14 protein-coding genes and 2 pseudogenes are annotated in these 17,834 nt (G+C 72.9%); 8 read left to right on the top strand and 8 right to left on the bottom strand.

Annotation, left to right across the window (positions count from 1 at the left end; genetic code table 11):
- The first annotated feature begins 160 nt into the window (after positions 1–160).
- The 7 genes and pseudogenes from BN1555_RS39130 (at position 161) to helR (ending at position 7,227) form a co-directional block, all read left to right on the top strand.
- Positions 161–658, top strand: coding sequence for a hypothetical protein (locus tag BN1555_RS39130; protein ID WP_176710132.1), 498 nt, complete (start codon positions 161–163; stop codon positions 656–658).
- A gap of 497 nt (positions 659–1,155) precedes the next feature.
- The gene (locus BN1555_RS25680) at positions 1,156–2,184 is read left to right on the top strand and encodes an NADP-dependent oxidoreductase (protein WP_093801587.1); all 1,029 of its coding nucleotides are present in this window, start codon (positions 1,156–1,158) and stop codon (positions 2,182–2,184) included.
- Positions 2,181–2,303: pseudogene (locus BN1555_RS41685) on the top strand (NADPH oxidoreductase); the annotation flags it as partial. The gene BN1555_RS25680 and the pseudogene BN1555_RS41685, both read left to right, overlap by 4 nt.
- Positions 2,304–2,395: 92 nt before the next feature.
- Positions 2,396–2,752 carry an NAD(P)H-dependent oxidoreductase gene (locus BN1555_RS41680; RefSeq protein ID WP_369688995.1) on the top strand — a complete coding sequence of 119 codons (357 nt, stop codon included), beginning with the start codon at positions 2,396–2,398 and terminating at the stop codon, positions 2,750–2,752.
- An 83-nt stretch (positions 2,753–2,835) separates the two neighbouring features.
- Positions 2,836–3,447 carry an isochorismatase family protein gene (locus tag BN1555_RS25670; RefSeq protein ID WP_093803644.1) on the top strand — a complete coding sequence of 204 codons (612 nt, stop codon included), beginning with the start codon at positions 2,836–2,838 and terminating at the stop codon, positions 3,445–3,447.
- A 153-nt stretch (positions 3,448–3,600) separates the two neighbouring features.
- Complete coding sequence (locus tag BN1555_RS25665; protein WP_093801586.1) at positions 3,601–4,815, top strand: glycosyltransferase; 1,215 nt, start codon at positions 3,601–3,603, stop codon at positions 4,813–4,815.
- A gap of 240 nt (positions 4,816–5,055) precedes the next feature.
- Positions 5,056–7,227 (top strand): RNA polymerase recycling motor ATPase HelR, encoded by a 2,172-nt coding sequence (gene helR / locus BN1555_RS25660; protein ID WP_093803643.1) that lies wholly within the window; start codon positions 5,056–5,058, stop codon positions 7,225–7,227.
- A 108-nt stretch (positions 7,228–7,335) separates the two neighbouring features.
- Here helR and BN1555_RS25655 read toward each other — a convergent pair whose 3' ends face one another.
- The 3 genes from BN1555_RS25655 to BN1555_RS25645 form a co-directional block, all read right to left on the bottom strand.
- Positions 7,336–8,670 carry an MFS transporter gene (locus BN1555_RS25655; RefSeq protein ID WP_093801585.1) on the bottom strand — a complete coding sequence of 445 codons (1,335 nt, stop codon included), beginning with the start codon at positions 8,668–8,670 and terminating at the stop codon, positions 7,336–7,338.
- 232 nt (positions 8,671–8,902) lie between these two features.
- Positions 8,903–9,991 (bottom strand): Zn-dependent alcohol dehydrogenase, encoded by a 1,089-nt coding sequence (locus BN1555_RS25650; protein WP_093801584.1) that lies wholly within the window; start codon positions 9,989–9,991, stop codon positions 8,903–8,905.
- 17 nt (positions 9,992–10,008) lie between these two features.
- The gene (locus tag BN1555_RS25645) at positions 10,009–11,403 is read right to left on the bottom strand and encodes an aldehyde dehydrogenase family protein (protein WP_093801583.1); all 1,395 of its coding nucleotides are present in this window, start codon (positions 11,401–11,403) and stop codon (positions 10,009–10,011) included.
- A 214-nt stretch (positions 11,404–11,617) separates the two neighbouring features.
- On the opposite strand from BN1555_RS25645, the pseudogene BN1555_RS25640 reads away from it, so the two are divergent.
- Positions 11,618–12,821 (top strand): annotated as a pseudogene (locus BN1555_RS25640) (MFS transporter).
- Positions 12,822–12,930: 109 nt separating this feature from the next.
- Here the strand turns inward: BN1555_RS25640 and BN1555_RS25635 are convergent.
- From BN1555_RS25635 to BN1555_RS25615, 5 genes are all read right to left on the bottom strand, one after another.
- Complete coding sequence (locus BN1555_RS25635) at positions 12,931–13,380, bottom strand: DUF3574 domain-containing protein (protein ID WP_093801582.1); 450 nt, start codon at positions 13,378–13,380, stop codon at positions 12,931–12,933.
- A 94-nt stretch (positions 13,381–13,474) separates the two neighbouring features.
- Entirely contained in the window at positions 13,475–14,248 is a 774-nt protein-coding gene (locus BN1555_RS25630) for a class F sortase (protein ID WP_093801581.1), read from the bottom strand.
- Between the two features lie 49 nt (positions 14,249–14,297).
- On the bottom strand, positions 14,298–14,942 hold the full coding sequence (locus BN1555_RS39125) for a hypothetical protein (protein ID WP_093801580.1): 645 nt from the start codon (positions 14,940–14,942) through the stop codon (positions 14,298–14,300).
- Between the two features lie 180 nt (positions 14,943–15,122).
- Positions 15,123–16,346: an MFS transporter gene (locus tag BN1555_RS25620; protein WP_093801579.1), complete on the bottom strand. Its 1,224-nt coding sequence runs from the start codon at positions 16,344–16,346 to the stop codon at positions 15,123–15,125.
- Positions 16,346–17,752: a CitMHS family transporter gene (locus BN1555_RS25615; protein ID WP_093801578.1), complete on the bottom strand. Its 1,407-nt coding sequence runs from the start codon at positions 17,750–17,752 to the stop codon at positions 16,346–16,348. The genes BN1555_RS25620 and BN1555_RS25615 overlap by 1 nt, the downstream gene beginning before the upstream one ends.
- Positions 17,753–17,834 lie beyond the last annotated feature (82 nt).

Below are 17,834 nucleotides of genomic sequence, written 5' to 3'. Positions count from 1 at the left end.
GCCATGTCCCCGGGCGCCGGCTGCGGGCACTGCGCGTTCGCGCCGAGGACCTCCGGGGCGACGCGGATCCCCGCACAGGTCCCGGCCGCCCCGGCGGGCGGGGAAGAGCTCCCGCACTCTTCGGTGGGCGCCGAACTGCCACGGCGTTACGTTCGGGGACATGACAACGCCCGCGCCGAACCCACGTGCCGTGCTCCGTGCCCCCCGGTTCCTCGTGCCCGAAGCGCCGGCCGAGGCGGGCCAGCAGGTAGGACACGTCGGTCCACAGCTGGAGTTCCTGCGTGCTGCGTACGCCCTCCTGGTGCAGGCGGGCCGCCTCCTCGTACGATCCGGCGTTCTCCGCCAGTACGCCCAGGTGCTCCGAAGAGCGCAACTGACCCCAGCGGTCGCCCAGTTCACCGAACAGCGCCGCGCTCTCCTCCGCGCTGGCGCGCATCGCGGGCAGGTCGCCCCGGTAGCCGGCCCTGGTGGCGCGGGCGACCAGTACCGCCGCCACGCCCCAGCGGTCGCCGGCCGCCCTGAACTCCTCCAGTACCGCGCCGAGTCCGCCGTCCCGGAGTTCCACGCTGTCGAAGCCGCACCGTGCGAACTCCAGCAGCAGACGGGCCCGCGGGTCCGCCGCGCCGAAGGGCCCGTCCAGGTCTCCGCCCAGCAGTGAATCGTCCCCGGTGAGCAGGGCGAAGGCCGCGCGTCTCGCCCCGGCGCCGGCCCGGGCCCCCGCCGGTCCGCCCGCGCATCCCAGCGCGAGATCCAGCGCCCGGCACGCCTCGCCGAGGCGCCCGCGCAGGAACCAGTACCCGAGACCTTGGTCTGGAGGGTGTTGCCGGGGTTGCCCGGCACGGCGCCCTCGCCCCACAGGTCGTCTATCAGCCGGTCCACCGGAACGGGCCGCCCGTGGTGCACCAGCAGAGGGGCGAGCAGCGCGCGGACCTTGGGCTCGGGAATGACGACGGGTGAGCCGTCGTCCGTCGCCACGTTCAGCGGGCCCAGCACTTCGAATCGCATGGCGCCCACGCCAATGCGCGCGCCGGCACCGGAGTCGGGGCGGGCCGTGCGCCGCCGTGCGCGGTCCGTCAGCGGTCCGTGCGCGGCCCGCTCCAAGGTGGTCACACCAACCCGACCGAAGCAGTACCGGCCGAAGAGGAAGCAGACACCATGTCCGACACCGCCCCCGTCTCCCGGGAGATCCGGCTCGTCTCCCGCCCCGCCGGCGCCCCCCTCCCCGAGGACTTCGCCCTCGTCACCACTCCCGTTCCGGAGCCCGCCGAGGGCCAGGTCCTCGTCCGCAACACCTGGATGTCGGTGGACCCGTACATGCGCGGCCGGATGGACGACGTCCCCTCATACATCCCGCCCTTCGCGCTGGACACCGCGATGGACGGCAGCGCGATCGGTGAAGTGACCGCCTCCCACGACGCTTCCGTCCCCGTCGGCGCGACCGTCTCGCACTTCCTGGGCTGGCGGGAGCACGCCGTCCTCGACGCGGCGGCCGCGACCGTGGTGGACCTGTCCCTGGCCCGTCCGCAGGACTATCTGGGCGCACTGGGCACCACGGGCCTGACCGCGTACGCCGCGCTCACCCGGACCGCCCCGGTCCGCGAGGGCGACGTGGTGTTCGTCTCCGCCGCGGCGGGGGCGGTCGGCAGTGTCGCCGGGCAGCTGGCGAGAAAGCTCGGCGCGTCCCGGGTGATCGGTTCGGCGGGCGGCCCGGCCAAGACCAAGAAGCTGCTCGACGGTTTCGGTTACGACGCGGCCGTCGACTACCGCCAGGGCGCCGTCGCCGAGCAGCTCGCGCAGGCCGCCCCCGAAGGCATCGACGTCTATCTGGACAGCGTGGGCGGTGACCACCTCCAGGCCGCGATCGGCGCGATGCGCACCGGCGGCCGGATCGCGCTCGTCGGCGCGATCAGCGGTTACGACGCCACCGGACCGGTGCCGGGCCCCGACAACCTCTTCCGGGCCGCCGCCCGGGAAGTCACCTTGCGCGGCATGCTCGTCAGCAGCCACTTCCCGCTCTTCCCCGAGTGGACCGCCGAGGCGGCGGGCTGGCTCGCGGACGGTTCGCTGCACACCGAGGAGACCGTGGCCGACGGCATCGAGCAGGCGCCGGCCGCTTTCCTCGGCATGATGCGCGGTGTGAACACCGGCAAGATGCTGGTCCGTCTCGAGGGCGGCCGGCGATGAGCAAGCACGCACTGCTGGTGGTCGCCCACCCCCGGCCCGGTTCCCTCACCGCGCAGCTCGCGGAGCAGGCCCGCGTCCGTCTCGCGGCGGACGGGTACGGCGTCGACGTACTGGACCTGCACGCCGAGGACTTCGATCCGCGGATGACCCCGGCCGACGAGCCCGACTGGGCGGACCAGGACAAGGTGTACTCCCCGAGGTACGGGTCCACATGCGCCGCGTCGAAGCGGCGGACACGGTCGTCGTGGTCTTCCCGCTGTGGTGGTTCGGGCTGCCGGCCGTCCTCAAGGGCTGGATCGACCGGGTGTGGAACCACGGCTTCGCGTACGGGCGGCCCGTCCCCCGCCTGCGCGGCAAGCGGATGCTGTGGCTCGCTCTGGCCGCCTACGAGGAGGAGGCGTTCACGGAGGCGGGGTGGGACGAGCTGGTCGGCCGCCAACTGCGGGTCGGGATCTCGGAGTACTGCGGCATCGAGGACGCGGAGGTGCACTTCGTGTACGACTCGCTCAAGGCGGGGGCGGACGCCCTGAAGGAGGCGGACGTGGCACTGGACGCGCTCGGCACGTAGCGCGGGCGGGGGCGTGCGGGGGGGCAGGACGGGGCGTGCGCATCCATGTGGAGGTACGCGGCGCCGACGGTCATGATGGCCGCATGAGCAATCGCACGCTTCCCGTGGAAGCCCTGATCGTTGTGGACGTTCAGTCCGCCTTCGTCTCCGGTGACGGGGCGGTGCCCGGGGCCGCCCTGCTCCTGGACCGGACGGCGGACCTGATCGCACGGGCACGGAGGAGCGGGGCGCTCGTCGTCCACCTTCAGAACGACGGGCCGGCCGGAGCGGACGACGAGCCCCATACGCCCGGCTGGGAACTCCACCACCCCGTCGAGGCCGGCCCCGCCGAGACCGTGATCCGCAAGGCCCACGACGACGGCTTCGAAGAGACCTCTCTGCGCGGCCTGTTGGACGGCGCGGGGGCAGGGGCGCTCACCGTCTGCGGCCTGATGTCCGAGATGTGCGTCCAGGCGACGGCCCGCACGGCCCTGGAACTGGGGTACCGGGTCGTCGTCCCGCACGACGCCCACGCGACGCACGACATCCCCGCGGCGCCCGGAATCAGCGACGGGGTCCCTGCCGCCATGGTCGCGCGGGTTGCCGAATGGGCCCTCGGCAGCGAGGTCGAGATCATCGCTCACGCCGCAGACGTCACGTTCACCGCCCTGCCCTCGCGTCGCGAACCGACGGCAAGGGCAACGGCGACGGCCTGACAGCCTCCGGTACCGGCAAAAGGAAAAGGCAAGGAGATTACCCACTCCTTGCCACTCTTAATTTATAGCGCACTGGGGGGCTTGCGGCAAGGCCCCCGTCGTGCCGCAGAATCATCGGCCGAAGCCAGGATCTGCGGGAACGGGAGTCTCTGAATGCGTGTGCTGTTGTCTACGTACGGGTCGCGCGGGGACGTCGAACCACTGGTGGGACTCGCGGTGCGGTTGCGGGAACTCGGCGCGGAGGTGCGGGTGTGCGCGCCGCCGGACGAGGACTTCGCGCAGCTGCTGGCCGGTGCCGGCGTGGAACTGGTGCCGGTCGGCCGGTCGGCGCGCGCGCTGATGACCGGGGCACCGCCGTCGCCGGCGAACCTGCCCCAGCGCGCGGCCGAGTTGATCGCCGGCCAGTTCGAGGTGGTCACCGCGGCGGCCGAGGGGTGTGACGTGCTGGTGGCGACCGGCGCGATGCCGGCCGCGGCCGGCGCGCGGTCGGTGGCCGAGAAACTGGGCATCCGTTCCGTGTCCGTGACCTTCCAGCAGCTCACCCTGCCCTCGCCGCACCACCCGCCGCTGGCGTATCCGGGCCGGCCGTTCCCGCCGGAGGTGACCGACAACCGGGTGCTGTGGGACCTGGACGCCCGGAGCATCGACGCGCTGTTCGGCGAGGCGCTCAACACGAACCGGGCGTCGGCCGGCCTGCCCCCGGTGGACAACGTCCGCGACTACGTCATCGGTGACCGGCCGTGGCTGGCGACGGACCCGGTCCTGGACCCGTGGCTGGAGACGCCGGGCCTCGACGTCGTGCAGACCGGCGCGTGGATCCTGCCGGACGAACGCCCGCTGCCGGCCGAGCTGGTGGCGTTCCTGGAGGCCGGCGAACCACCGGTGTACGTGGGCTTCGGCAGCATGCCCATGCGCGCCTCGCAGGACGCCGCCCAGGTGGCCGTCGAGGCGGTCCGCGCGCAGGGCCGCCGCGTAGTCGTCTCCCGCGGCTGGGCCGGCCTGGGCCTGATCGACGACCGGGACGACTGCTTCGGCGTCGGTGAGGCCAACCACCAGGCCCTGTTCGGCCGGGTGGCCGCCGTCGTGCACCACGGCGGCGCGGGCACCACGACGACGGCCGCCGGGGCCGGCGCGCCGCAGGTGGTGGTGCCCCAGGGGGTGGACCAGCCGTACTGGGCCGGCCGGGTGGCCGCTCTGGGCACCGGCGCGGCGCACGACGGTCCGGTGCCGACCTTCGAGTCCCTGTCGGCCGCGCTCAGGACGGCCCTGGCCCCCGAGACCGGCGCACGGGCGAGGGCCGTGGCCGGAACCATCCGCACCGACGGGGCGACGGTGGCCGCGAAGCTGCTGCTCGACGCGATCGGCTGAGAAAGGCCGCCCGGGCCCGCGTGCGCCACGCGGGCCCGCCGGGCCGGGGCCCGGAACACGCGGGCACGGGCCGGGGCCCGGAACACGAGAACCCGTACACCCTGGCGACCGGAACCGACCACGGCCGTGGTGACCACGTCGGGCAGCGTGCTGCCCGACGTGGTCACCGGGTTCGTCACGCGGTCCGGACGTCTTGACGCGCGCCATGGCCGCGAGCGGCCTCTCATCGGAGCTGATGACGTGAACCCCCTGACCACCAGTGCGTTCGACCTTCCCGACCGTCTCTCCCCCAAGGCCGACCCGACGCTGATCGCCGGCGACGAGCAGCACTTCGCGGCCATCGCGGAGTGCCTCGAGCAGACGATCGCCGACCTGTCCGACCGCCTCGCCGCCGAGCGCAGGGCGCCCGGCGGCCTGGGCCGGCAGGCGATGGACCGGGACACGGAGATCCACCGGCTGACCACTCGTCTGCGCGCACTGCGCCGCTTCGGCCTGGACCTGTGCCTCGGGCACATGGCCGGTGCGGACGGCTCCGGGCCCGTGTACGTCGGACGGCTCGGCCTGACGGACAGCGCGGGCCGCCGGTTGCTGGTCGACTGGCGCTCCCCGGCGGCCGAGCCGTTCTTCGGAGCCACCCACGCCAACCCGATGGGGCTGGCGAGCCGCCGCAGGTACCGCTGGACCCGCGGCCGGATCAGCGACTACTGGGACGAGGTGTTCACCCCGGACGGGTTCGCCGGGCACGCCGCGCTCGACGACCAGTCCGCCTTCATCGCCGGCCTGGGCAGCAACCGGTCGCCGCGGATGCGGGACGTGCTCGGCACCATCCAGGCCGACCAGGACGCCATCATCCGCGCGGGATCCCGCGGCGCCCTCGTCGTCGACGGGGGTCCGGGTACGGGCAAGACCGTCGTCGCCCTGCACCGCTCCGCCTACCTCCTCCACTCCGACCCCCGGCTCGGTCACCGCCGGGGCGGCGTACTGTTCGTCGGTCCGAGCCGGCCCTACCTGAACTACGTCGCCGACGTCCTCCCCGGCCTCGGAGAGGAGGGCGTGCAGACCTGCACCCTGCGGGACCTCGTCGCCGAGGGAGCCTCGGCGGTGATCGAGGCCGATCCGGACGTGGCCCGTCTGAAGTCGTCCGCGAACCTGGTGAAGGCGGTCGAGGCGGCCATCAGGTTCTACGAGGAGCCGCCCGCCAAGGGGATGACGGTCGGGACCCACTGGTCCGACGTCTGGCTGAGCGCCGACGACTGGGCCGCGGCGTTCGAAGCGGCGGAACCCGGCACCCCGCACAACGAGGCGCGCGACCAGGTCCGGGAGGAGCTGCTCACGATCCTGGTGGACAAGCACGACGACGACGTCCCGGCCGGCCCGCTCCGCACGTCGCTGCGGCAGAACAGGGAGCTGCTCACGGCCTTCGACCGCGCGTGGCCACTGCTCGAAGCGGCCGACCTCGTCTCGGACCTGTGGTCGGTCCCCGCCTACCTGCGGAAGTGCGCTCCCTGGCTCAGCCCCGACGAGGTCGGGAAGCTGCAGCGCAGGGAGGCCCCCCAGGCCTGGACGGTGTCCGACCTGCCGCTCCTGGACGCGGCACGGCAGCGGCTCGGCGACCCCGAGACGGCCCGGCGCAAGCGTCGGCACGAGGCCGTCCTCGCCGCCCAGCGCGAGCGCATGGCGCAGGTCGTCGACAACCTGATCGAGGCCGCGGCCGACTCCGGCGCCGACGGTGACGACGGCGAGGGGCTGGTGACGATGTTGCGCGGCGAGGACGCCCGGGTCAGTCTGGTCGACGAGTCCGAACTGCCCGCCGCCGACCCGGACCTGCTCGCCGGCCCGTTCGCGCACGTCGTCGTGGACGAGGCGCAGGAACTGACCGACGCCCAGTGGCAGATGCTGCTGCTCCGCTGCCCGTCCCGGAGCTTCACCATCGTCGGGGACCGCGCCCAGGCCAGGCACGGGTTCACGGAGTCGTGGCGGGAACGGCTGGAGCGGGTCGGGTTCGACCGGGTCGGCCTCGCCTCCCTGAGCGTCAACTACCGGACGCCCGAGGAAGTCATGGCGGAAGCCGAGCCGGTCATCCGGGCCGTGCTCCCGGACGCCAACGTGCCGGTCTCCATCCGCAGCGGCGGCGTCCCGGTCGTACACGGGCCCGCTGCGGAGCTGAGCCGGATCCTCGACACCTGGCTCGCCGCGCATGCCGAGGGGGTCGCCTGCGTCATCGGCGACCCCGCGTTCCGGACGACGTCCCGCGTCCGGTCGCTGACCCCGGAGCTGTCGAAGGGGCTCGAGTTCGACCTGGTCGTCCTCGTCGACTCGGAGGCGTTCGGCGAGGGCGTCGAAGGGGCGGTCGACCGCTATGTCGCGATGACCCGGGCGACCCGGCAGCTCGTCGTCCTCACGAGTTCCTGACGTCACCCGGGTGGGCCCGGGGCCCGCGTCACGCAGGTCCACGCGTCGGGCGCTGCGCGCGTACGGCTTCGGGGCCCTCGCGGACTCCGCCGGGCCCCCGCCCCGGCCCTAGTCGGCGGCCGCCGCCCGTGCCCGGTTCGCCAGGATCCTGATGGAGATCAGGGCGATCACCGCGAGGCCGATGATGTACGCCGACACCGCCATCGACGTACCCGTCGCCTCCAGCAGCAGCACCATCATGAACGGGGCGAGCCCGCCGCCGAACACGGCCGCGATCTGGTAGCCGAGCGACGCGCCCGTGTAGCGCATCTCCGCCGTGAAGAGCTCGGCGAAGAGGGCCGCCTGGGGGCCGTACATGACACTGAGGAAGCAGCTGGTCACGAACGTTCCGACGGCCAGCCACAGCAGTGACTTCGTGTCGATGAGCAGGAACATCGGCACCGCCCACACCAGCAGCCCCACCGCGCCCGCCGCGTAGATCCGCAGCCGGCCGATGCGGTCGGAGAGGACGGCGGAGGCGGGGATCAGGACGAGCTGGGTGAGGCTGACGCACAGCGAGACGGTGAGGACCGCGCTGCGCTCCATGTCGAGTTCACGGGTCGCGTAGTCCAGGACGCCGGTGATGATGATGTAGAAGGTCGCGGTGTTGACCGCGAAGGACCCGCCGGCCAGGAAGACCGTGCCGAGGTGCTTGGTCAGGATCGTACGGAGCGGCGAGCGGGCCGCTCCCTTCTCCTGCTCGGCCAGGGCGCGTTCGGCCTCGCGGAACGCGGGGGTCTCCTCGACGCGGGTGTGGATGTACCAGGCGAGTACGAGCACGAGGACGCCGACGAGGAACGGCACCCGCCAGCCCCAGGACGCGAAGGCGCTCTCGCTGGTCGTGGCGCCCGCGACGAGGAAGACCGTGTTCGCGGTGACCACGCCGATGGGGACGCCGAGCTGGACCAGGCTGCCGTACAGGCCGCGCTTGCCCTCGGGGGCGTACTCGGTGGCCATCAGCATCGCGCCGCCCCACTGGGCGCCGACGGCGATGCCCTGCACCACGCGGAGCAGGACGAGCAGGACGGGGGCGGCGATGCCGATCGTCTCGTACGTCGGCAGGAGGCCGATGCCGGTGGTCGCGAGGCCCATCATCGTCAGGGCCAGGACCAGCATCGGCTTGCGGCCGTGCTTGTCGCCGAGCTGCCCGGCGATGACGCCGCCGACGGGGCGGGCGAGGAAGCCGACGGCGAAGGTGGCGAAGGCGGCGAGCACGCCGGCCGACGAGCTGCCGGACGGGAAGTACAGGTCGCCGAGGACGAGGGCCGCGGCGATGCCGAAGACGAAGTAGTCGTACCACTCGACGGCGGAGGCGAGGGCGGCCGCGGTGGCCACCTTGCGCCGGTGGCGGTCGGCCGGTGCGGCTGCCGTGGCGTCCGCGAGCGGGGAAGGTGCCGTGTCCATGCGGTGCACACTCCGGTGGGTGCGGGGGTGGAAGAGGGGGTGGCGCCGTGATGTGCCGGGACCGTACCGACCGGATGGTACGGAGGTCAACGGGTCCGGCGGCAGGACTTTCCCCCGCCGCGCCACCCGTACGGAACCGCGTGCGGGCAGCACGAGCGCCCCGGCCGCGTGGAAGCGGCCGGGGTGCTCGTGGGGGTGCCCGTGGGGGGTCCGCGTGCCGGAAGAGCCCGCTCTAGAAGACGACCAGGGCGCGGCCCCCCTTGCCCGCCAGCATGTTGTCGAACGCGGCGGGGATGCCGTCGAGGCCGATCTGTTCGGTGACCATGCTGCTCAGGTCGAGGCGGCCGGCGCGGATGTGTCCGGCCAGTACGGGCAGATCGCGCGCCGGGTCGGAGTTGCCGTAGACGCAGCCCGAGAGCGTACGGCCGAAGTGGAAGATCTCCAGGGCGCTGAAGGTGATCTGCTGGTCCTTGCCGCCGATGCCGACGACCGTGGTGCGCCCGCCGCGGCGGGTCGATTCCCAGGCCGTGCGGATGGTGACGGCCCGCCCCACGCACTCGATCGCGACGTCGACGCCCTGCGCGCCGCCGGTCAGCTTGCGGATCTCCTTCGCGGTGGTCTCCGAGGCGACGACGAAGTCGGTGGCCCCGGCGGCCCGCGCCAGCTCCTCCTTCTCCGGCGAGACGTCGACGGCGACGATCTGTCCCGCCCCCGCGATACGGGCCGACTGGAGGACGGCGAGACCGACCCCGCCGACTCCGAAGACCGCGACCGACTCCCCCGCGCGGATCCGTGCGCTGTGGTGGACGGCTCCGTAACCCGTGAGGACCGCGCAGCCGAGCAGCGCCGCGTCCGTGAGCGGGATGCCGTCGGGGACCGGCAGGACGCAGTTTGCGGCGACGACGGTCTCCTCGGCGAACGCCGCGACGTTCAGGCCGGGATGGAGGTCGGTGCCGTCGGCGGCACGGGCGTGGACGCCGCCGGCGCCGGACAGGGCATTGGCGCACAGCCACACCTCACCGATGGAGCAGTGGTGGCAGCTGCCGCAGGAGGGAGCCCAGTTGAGGACGACGCGGTCGCCGGGGGCGACGTGCGTGACGCCCTCGCCGACGGAGACGACGGTGCCGGCGCCCTCGTGGCCGAGTACGGCGGGGACCGGCACGCGCATGGTGCCGTTGGACAGGGAGAGGTCGGAGTGGCAGACCCCTGCGGCGGCGAGCCGGACCCTCACCCGGCCGGGGCCGGTCTCCGGTAGCTCGATGTCGGTTATCTCCAGCGGAGCACCGACGGCGGACAGGACTGCGGCACGGACGCGGACCATGGTGTGCGTTGCTCCGATCAGAACTGGAGGGACTTGGTCTGGAGGTACTCGGAGAGGCCGTGCGGTCCCAGTTCGCGGCCGACGCCCGACTGCTTGTAACCGCCGAAGGGGGCGAGCGGGTTGAAGCGGCCGCCGTTGATGTCGACCTGGCCGGTGTCCATGCGGCGGGCGAAGGCGACGGCCTCCGCTTCGTCGGCCGCCCAGACGGCGCCGGCGAGACCGTAGACGGTTCCGTTGGCGACCCGCAGGGCCTCGTCCTCGTCGGCGTACTTCAGGATGCAGACGACCGGGCCGAAGATCTCCTCCTGGGCGACGGTCATGTCCGGGGTGACGTCCGCGAAGACGGTCGGGGCGACGTAGTAGCCCGTGTCGAGCGGGGCCTCGGGGCCGCCCGCGACCAGGCGCGCGCCCTCTTCGACGCCCTTCTCGATGTAGCCGCGCACGCGCGCCTGCTGCTTGGCGTTGACCAGCGGGCCGACGCGGTCGCCGACGGTGTACTTCGTCACGGCGGCGGCGGCCGTGGCCACCGCCTCGTCGTACTGGTCCTCGTGGACCAGCATCCGGGTCCAGGCGCTGCACGTCTGGCCGGAGTTGCCCATGACGTTGGCGATGCCGACATTGACCGCCTTGGCCAGGTCCGCGCCCGGCAGGATGACGTTCGCCGACTTGCCGCCCAGCTCCAGGGCGACGCGCTTGACGGCGGCGCCCGCCGTCGCGCCGATCTTCCTGCCCACGGCGGTGGATCCGGTGAAGGACACCAGGTCCACGCCCTCGTGCCCGGCGAGCGCCTGGCCGGCGACCGGGCCGAGGCCGGTGACCAGGTTGAAGACACCGGCGGGGATGCCCGCCTCGTCCACGGCCTCGGCGAAGAGCTGGGCGGTCAGCGGGGTGTCCTCGGCGGGCTTGAGGACGACCGTGCAGCCGGCCGCGAGCGCGGGGGCCACCTTCGCGACGATCTGGTGCAGCGGGTAGTTCCACGGCGTGATCGCGCCGACCACGCCCACCGGTTCCAGGAACACGGTGGAGTTCCCGATCTTCTCCTCGAAGGAGTACGTCGCGGCCAGCTCGGCGTACGAGCCGGCGACCAGGACCGGCACGCCCGCGTGCACCGCCTGCGAGAAGGCGGGCGGCGCGCCCAGTTCGGCGGTGACCGTCTCGGCGATCTCGTCCTTGCGGGCCACGAGCACGTCGCGCAGCGCGGCGATCCTCGCGGCGCGCTCGGCGGGCAGGGTCCGCGCCCAGCGGGGGAAGGCGTCGCGTGCGGCACGTACGGCCGCGTCGACGTCTTGGGCGGTGCCGGCCGGTACGTGGCCGATGACCTGCTCGTCGGCCGGGTTCACGACCGCGATCGTGTCCTGGCCTGCGGCTTTCTGCCACTGGCCGTCGATGTACATCGCGTCGCGGGGCTTCATCGCATTCCTCCAGGGGTGGCGTTGGCGTCCACGCCCCAAACTAGCGCTGTTAGTTTTTAGGCGCCAGGGACCCGAGCGGCCCAATGCTCCCACCGGAGCGCCGGCGTGTTCGGCGGCGCCCGGGAGCGGGGGCCTTCCCCGTCCGGAGTGGCCCAGTCCCGAGGCGCCTCATTGTCCTACAGGGGGGAGCCGGTCCCTGCGTAGCGTCGAAACCATCCCGAACCTGCTCCCGCCCGCCGGCCCCCGACGCACGCTCGCCCTGGCCCAGTTGAGCAACTCCCTGGGCGACGGCGCGTACTACGTCACCTCGGCCCTCTGCTTCACCCGTGTCGCCGGTCTCGCACCCGCCCGGATCGGTCTCGGCCTCACCGTGGCCCGGGCGGTCGGCTCGGTCGTCGGTGTGCCGCTCGGCCGGGTCGCGGGCCGCCGGGGCCCGCGCGGCACGGCGGTGCTGCTCGCCCTCGCGACCGGCGCCGCGGTCGCGTCCTTCCTGGCCGTACGGGACTTCCTGCCGTTCCTCGCGGCCGCCTGCCTCTACGCCACCGCGCAGTCGGGCCTCGCCGCCGCCCGGCAGGCACTGCTGGCGGGCCTGATGTCCAAGGAGGAGCGCACCGGTGCGCTCGCCCACCTCCAGTCGGCGCTCAACGCGGGCCTCGCCGTGGGGGCCGCACTCGGCGGGCTCGCACTGTCCGCCGGGACCGGGCCGGCGTATCTCGCGGTCTTCGCGATCGACGCCCCGAGCTTCCTGCTCTGCGCACTCGTCCTGCTGCGGCTGCCGGCCGTCGCTCCCGTGCCCGCCGTCCGGGGCGCGAAGTCCGACGTCCTGCGGGACCGGCCGTACGCCGCCGTCACGCTCCTCAACACCGTGCTGCTGCGGATGCCGCTGTGGATCACCGAGCGCACCGACGCCCCGAGTGGCTGGTCCCCGCGCTCTTCGTGCTCAACACCGGTGGCGTGGTGCTCTTCCAGGTCCATACCGCCCGCTCGGTCACCGGGCTCGCCACGGCCGCCCGCGCCATCCGCCGGTCCGGCGCGCTCGCGCTCCTGGCCTGCGGGGTCTTCGCCCTCTCGGCCGGGGGCCGCTCTGGGTCGCGGTCACCGCCCTGGTCGGCGGCTCGGTGCTCCCGGTCGCCGCCGAAATGCTCCAGTCGGCCGGCTCCTGGCAGCTCGGCTTCGATCTGGCACCGGCGGGGCGCGTCGGCGAGTACCAGGGCTTCTTCGGCACCGGCGTCACCGTCGCCCGCACGCTCGGTCCGCTGCTGCTCACCGCGCTGCTGGTGGGGATGGGCGTGCCGGGCTGGCTGCTGCTCGGCGGACTGCTCCTGGTGACGTCGTACGCGATGGGGCCGGCGGTGCGGTGGGCGGCGGGAACGCGCCGTGAGCCGGTCCCCGCGTCCGCCGTCGCACAGACCGCCTGAGTACGAAGCGGCCCGGAGACCGGCCGTGGCCCGCTGCCCGCAGGGGCGACGGCCGGCACGTGGGGCGCCCCCGGCCGGCAGGCCGGTGCGGGCGACGCTCCGGCCGTGATCAGAAGTCGGCGCGGACCGGATCGTCGAGGCGCGCCACGGACTCCTGCGCGTACGCGCGCTCGTAGGCGTCGCGGATCCGCTCGATGTGCGGGTCGCGGGCCCTCGCCTGCGACGCCGGGTACAGCAGGATCAGCTCGTACGAACGCTCTCGCTCGATCGTGCCGTCGGCGTTCCGCCACTGTCCACGGCCGTCCTGCACGGTGAGCCCCTCCGGGAAGCCGCGCGTCACCTGCCGCTCGACGAAGTCCATGAACTGCCGGTCGGTGACGTCCGGGCCGCCGCCGGGGCGCCCGGTCCCGAAGAACAGCCGCGTTTGCACGTACGCCTCGCCCCGGACAGCGGCGGCCGGGGCTTCGTCGCCGAACACGGCGTACGCGGCGGGGGCGCCGGCGGCGAGGAGTACGGCGCCGGTGGCGGCCAGGCGGGCGGATGCGGTCCGGAACGGCATGGTGGAACCCTTCGGTCGGGCAAAAGCCGCGGTACGGGAGAGCCCCCGACCGGACCGGCGGCTTTCCCGTACCGCGGAACCGGAACCAGAGCCGTCAGGCGTACTTCACATCCGTGAGGTGGGCGAAAACGACGACGTTGGAGCCGTAGCCGGTCTTCTTGTCGAAGTCCCCGCCGCAGGTCAGCACCCGCAGCTCCGGGCGTCCGGTCTTGTTGCCGTACACCTCCCCGTCGGGGAAGGCGTCCTTCTTGTACGTCCGCACGGCGTCGACGGTGAACACCGCGGTCCGGCGGTCCTCCCGTGCGACGTTGATGACGTCGCCGGGGTCGAGTGCGTTCAGGTTCAGGAAGATGGCCGGGCCGGTCCGGGTGTCCCGGTGGCCGACGAGCAGGGACGTCCCGGCCTCCCCGGGGGTCGGGCCGTCCTTGTACCAGCCGACCAGGCGGGGGTTGTCCACCTGCGGGGTCGCCAGACGGCCCCCCGGGTCGAGTCCGAGGCCGACGACGGGCGCTTCGATGGTGAGGGCGGGCACTGCCACCCTGACCACGGGAGAGGGTGGCAGCGGCGGATGCGACGCCCGGGCCGGCCTCGGCCTCGGCGTCGGCGTCGGCGTCGATGTCGGCGTAGGCGTCACCGGCTTGGACGGCTCGAGTGTCGCGACCGGCCGGTTCTCCAGCGGCGTTTCCGTCGGCGTCGGCGTCGGAGCCGCCGGCTCGGGCACCGGCGGCTCCGGACTCGGTGAACCCGGTTCCGGCGCCGGATTCTTGGCGGTCGTGTCGTGAGCGGCCGCGACCGGAGCGTCGGGGGGCGTGTCACCGCACCCCCGGACGACGCCGACCACCAGCGACACCGTCGCGGCCGCCGTCATCGCCAGGCGGCAGCCCCGGCTCGGTCCGCGCCGACGGCTGTAGGGGGTGTTACGCGGCGCCATGGGCGCGGCGGCGGGCCCGTCGGACGAAGATCACCCCGGCCACCCCGGCAGCGCCCGCGACCAGTGCGGGTGCCGCGACGCCCGACGAACCGGCGTCGGACCCGGTGCCCGTACCCGAGGCTCCGCCGCCGCCCGCGGGAACGGGGCCGCGCGGGGTGGACTTGTCGGCGGACCTCTCGGTGGGCTTCTCCACGGCCTTGTCGTCGTTCTTCGCGCAGTCGACCTTGAAGATCTTCTGCTTGGAGACGCCGCCCGGGAACGTCCAGTTGAGCTGGTAGTGCCCGTTCGGGAGCGAGAAGTCCGCGGTGTGCCCCTCGCCCTTCACCATGACGATGCCTCCCGTGAGGATGGGCTCGGCGGGCGCCTTCGGCTGCGGAGGGGTGATCGTCCAGTTGACCAGCTGCACCGTCTCGAAGTTGGAAGCGGCCAGGTTGAACGTGCAGACCTCGTAGTGGTCCTTGGTGTCGGAGAAGCTGGTTCCAGCCTTGTGGATCTTGATTTCTCCGCTGTCGCCGGCCACGGCGAGAGCCGCCGACGCGCCCCACAGGGACACCCCTGCGAGAGCCAGCGTGGCGAGGGCGGCCGTGCCCGGACGGACACCGTGGGAGCGGAGAGATGCCGAGGTGGTCATGCGGGGCTCCTTCAAGCCGAGATGATTGTCGTACTGATCACTCGATCGCCTGATTAGATGTCACATATCCGGCGTGAAGAAGCGTCGAAACGCTGAGGAAATGTCAGATATGACCTGACTGGCCGACAGGAGCCGTCCGCCGCCCGAGCGACCGGAGCGTCCGCACCCCCTCGGGAGCCCCTACTTCGCCTGGGTACGGCGAGGCACGGGCGCGGCCGGTGTCTCGGTGGCAGCCTGCGCGGGGCGGGGGCCCTTGTCACGTACCGCCAGGGCCGAGGCGCCCAGGAGCAGGACCGCCAGCATCACGAACGGGGCCGCCGTGCCCGCCACCCCGGCGACCAGACCCGCCGACGCGGGTGCGGCGACCTGGCCGAGGCGGTTGCCGGTCAGCCGCAGCGCGAGCGCCGTCGAACGCGCCTCCGGCGGGGCCGCCCGGACCACCGTCGTCATCGACAGGGGCTGCCCCACCCCCAGGCAGAACCCGAGGACGGCCAGCATCAGCGCCATGGCCCACACCGGAACCGGCAGCGCGATGCCCGCGCACAGCAGCCCGGCCAGCAGGCAGGTGACGGTCAGCAGCGCGGTGCGGCCGAGCAGCCGGATCATCGGCGTCATCACCAGCCGGCAGGCGATCGTCGCCGCGGCCCGCAGGCTCAGCAACAGGCCGACGACCGAAGGGGGGATCCCCCGGTGTTCGCCGATGACCGGGAGGTACGCGGTGAGGATGTCGGTCGCGGAGAGCACGGCGAGGCTGATGAAGATCCCGGCCGGTACGCCGCGGGTGCGCAGGATGCGGTGGACGGGAACCTTGGTGCGGTCGGTACGCTCCGCGGGCTCCGCCCGGTGTTCGATCCGCCAGAGCGAGGTGAGCGAGACCGCCGCGACGCCCGCCGAGACGATCAGGGCGAGGGCGCTGGTGCGGGCCATCGCGCCCTCGTGCCCGTCGACCAGCAGCCCGGCGGCGACGGGGCCGACGAGCTGGCCGAGGGAGGCGCCGATGGTGAAGTGGCCGAAGTTGCGGTCCTGTTCGGCCGGGGCGGACTGGCGGGCGACGATCGACTGGGCGCCGATGACGAAGCACAGGTGCCCCAGGCCCATCACGCCGCTCCAGGCGGCCATCGCCGCAAGGGAGTTCGCCGTGCCACCGGCCGCGCACCCGCCCCCGATCAGGAGGACGCCGACGGGCAGCAGGGGACCACACCGCCCGCGGTCCGTCCTGCGTCCCAGCGGTACGGCGGCGAACAGGGGCAGCAGCGCGTACACGCCCGCGATCACACCGATCGCGCGCTCGTCCGCGCCCAGCGCGAGGGCCCGGTACGAGACGGCCGGGCGCGCCATCGACACCGCCGCCTGCGCGAAGCCGAAGGCGATGACGAGGCGCAGCAACCACCCCCTGCCAGGCATCAGATGATGCCGAAGAGGATTCCGGCGCCGAGCACCACCAGCGAGGTGAGCGCGGCCCATTTGACGGTGAACCTGGTGTGGTCGCCGAACTCGACCTTGGCCATGCCGACCAGGACGTACACGGCGGGCACGAGCGGGCTGGACATGTGCAGGGCCTGGCCGACGAGGGACGCGCGGGCGATCTCCAGCGGCGAGACGCCGTGCGCCGCGCCCGCTTCGGCGAGTACGGGCAGGACGCCGAAGTAGAAGCCGTCGTTCGACATGAAGTAGGTCAGCGGGAGGCTGAGCAGACCGGTGACGATCGCCATGTGCGGGCCCATGCCCTGGGGGATCGCTCCGACGAGCCAGTCGGCCATGTGCTTGACCATGCCGGTGCCGGTGAGCACGCCGGTGAAGACGGCGGCCGCGAAGACCATGCCGGAGACGTTGAGGACGTTGTCGGCGTGGGCGGCGATACGGGCCTTCTGGTCGGCCATGTTCGGATAGTTGACCGTGAGGGCGAGGGCCGCGCCGATGAGGAAGAGCACCGGGATCGGCATCAGCTGCATGATCATCGCAGTGAGCAGCGCGACGGTGAGCCCGGCGTTGAACCAGTAGAGCTTGGGGCGCAGGGTGGCGCGGTGGGGGTCGAGCCCCTGGAAGCCGTCGCCGTCGGCGGAGTACGCCGGGCCGGCGTCCGCGTCGGCGGCGTCCCCCGTGCCGCCGGTGCCCCTGCGCGGCTCTTCGCCGCCGCCGGCGGTGACCAGGACCTCCGCGTCCGCCTCCACCTGGACGGCCTCGTCCAGCGTGAGGTAGCCCAGCCGCTTGCGCTCCCGTCGGCCCAGCACGTACGCCAGGACGAAGACGAAGACCAGGCCCACGCCGAGCGCCGGGATCATCGGCACGAAGATGTCGGCCGCGTCCAGCTTCAGCGCGGTGGCGGCGCGGGCGGTCGGCCCGCCCCAGGGGAGGGTGTTCATGACGCCGTTCGCGGTGGCGGCGACGCCGGTCATCACGACCAGGCTCATCCCGAGCCGCTTGTACAGCGGGTACATCGCCGAGACCGTGATCATGAAGGTGGTCGAGCCGTCGCCGTCGAGCGAGACGATCGCGGCGAGTACGGCCGTACCCACCACGATCCGCATCGGGTCCGCCTTGCAGAAGCGCAGGATGCCGCGCACGATCGGGTCGAAGAGACCGACGTCGATCATCACGCCGAAGTACACGATGGCGAACATCAGCATCGCCGCCGTGGGCGCGAGGTTGCCGACGCCTTCGAGGACGTAGTCCCCGAGCTTGGCGCCCTGTCCGACGAACACGCAGAAGAGTGCCGGGATCAGTACCAGCGCCGCGATCGGCGACATCTTCTTCATCATGATCAGGACCAGGAAGGTCGCAATCATGACGAATCCGAGGATTGTCAGCATATGGGAAACCTCACGTTCGCCCTTGAACTTCCACCAGACCAGGCGGTTCGTTGACGTTAGGTCCCGCTGCGAGGCGTTAACA

Origin of the sequence: Streptomyces sp. Wb2n-11, assembly GCF_001049855.1 — a bacterium.
Taxonomy (GTDB): Bacteria; Actinomycetota; Actinomycetes; order Streptomycetales; family Streptomycetaceae; genus Streptomyces; species Streptomyces altiplanensis.
Note: the sequence above shows the minus strand (reverse complement) of the source record. Positions and strands in the feature narration are given on the sequence as shown.

Bases quoted from the DNA above. Each gene is read 5' to 3' on its own strand.
- BN1555_RS39130 (WP_176710132.1), top strand. From the start codon at position 161: ATGACAACGCCCGCGCCGAACCCACGTGCCGTGCTCCGTGCCCCCCGG.
- BN1555_RS25680 (WP_093801587.1), top strand. From the start codon at position 1,156: ATGTCCGACACCGCCCCCGTCTCCCGGGAGATCCGGCTCGTCTCCCGC.
- BN1555_RS41680 (WP_369688995.1), top strand. From the start codon at position 2,396: ATGCGCCGCGTCGAAGCGGCGGACACGGTCGTCGTGGTCTTCCCGCTG.
- BN1555_RS25670 (WP_093803644.1), top strand. From the start codon at position 2,836: ATGAGCAATCGCACGCTTCCCGTGGAAGCCCTGATCGTTGTGGACGTT.
- BN1555_RS25665 (WP_093801586.1), top strand. From the start codon at position 3,601: ATGCGTGTGCTGTTGTCTACGTACGGGTCGCGCGGGGACGTCGAACCA.
- BN1555_RS25655 (WP_093801585.1), bottom strand. From the start codon at position 8,670: ATGGACACGGCACCTTCCCCGCTCGCGGACGCCACGGCAGCCGCACCG.
- BN1555_RS25650 (WP_093801584.1), bottom strand. From the start codon at position 9,991: ATGGTCCGCGTCCGTGCCGCAGTCCTGTCCGCCGTCGGTGCTCCGCTG.
- BN1555_RS25645 (WP_093801583.1), bottom strand. From the start codon at position 11,403: ATGAAGCCCCGCGACGCGATGTACATCGACGGCCAGTGGCAGAAAGCC.
- BN1555_RS25635 (WP_093801582.1), bottom strand. From the start codon at position 13,380: ATGCCGTTCCGGACCGCATCCGCCCGCCTGGCCGCCACCGGCGCCGTA.
- BN1555_RS25630 (WP_093801581.1), bottom strand. From the start codon at position 14,248: ATGACGGCGGCCGCGACGGTGTCGCTGGTGGTCGGCGTCGTCCGGGGG.
- BN1555_RS39125 (WP_093801580.1), bottom strand. From the start codon at position 14,942: ATGACCACCTCGGCATCTCTCCGCTCCCACGGTGTCCGTCCGGGCACG.
- BN1555_RS25620 (WP_093801579.1), bottom strand. From the start codon at position 16,346: ATGCCTGGCAGGGGGTGGTTGCTGCGCCTCGTCATCGCCTTCGGCTTC.
- BN1555_RS25615 (WP_093801578.1), bottom strand. From the start codon at position 17,752: ATGCTGACAATCCTCGGATTCGTCATGATTGCGACCTTCCTGGTCCTG.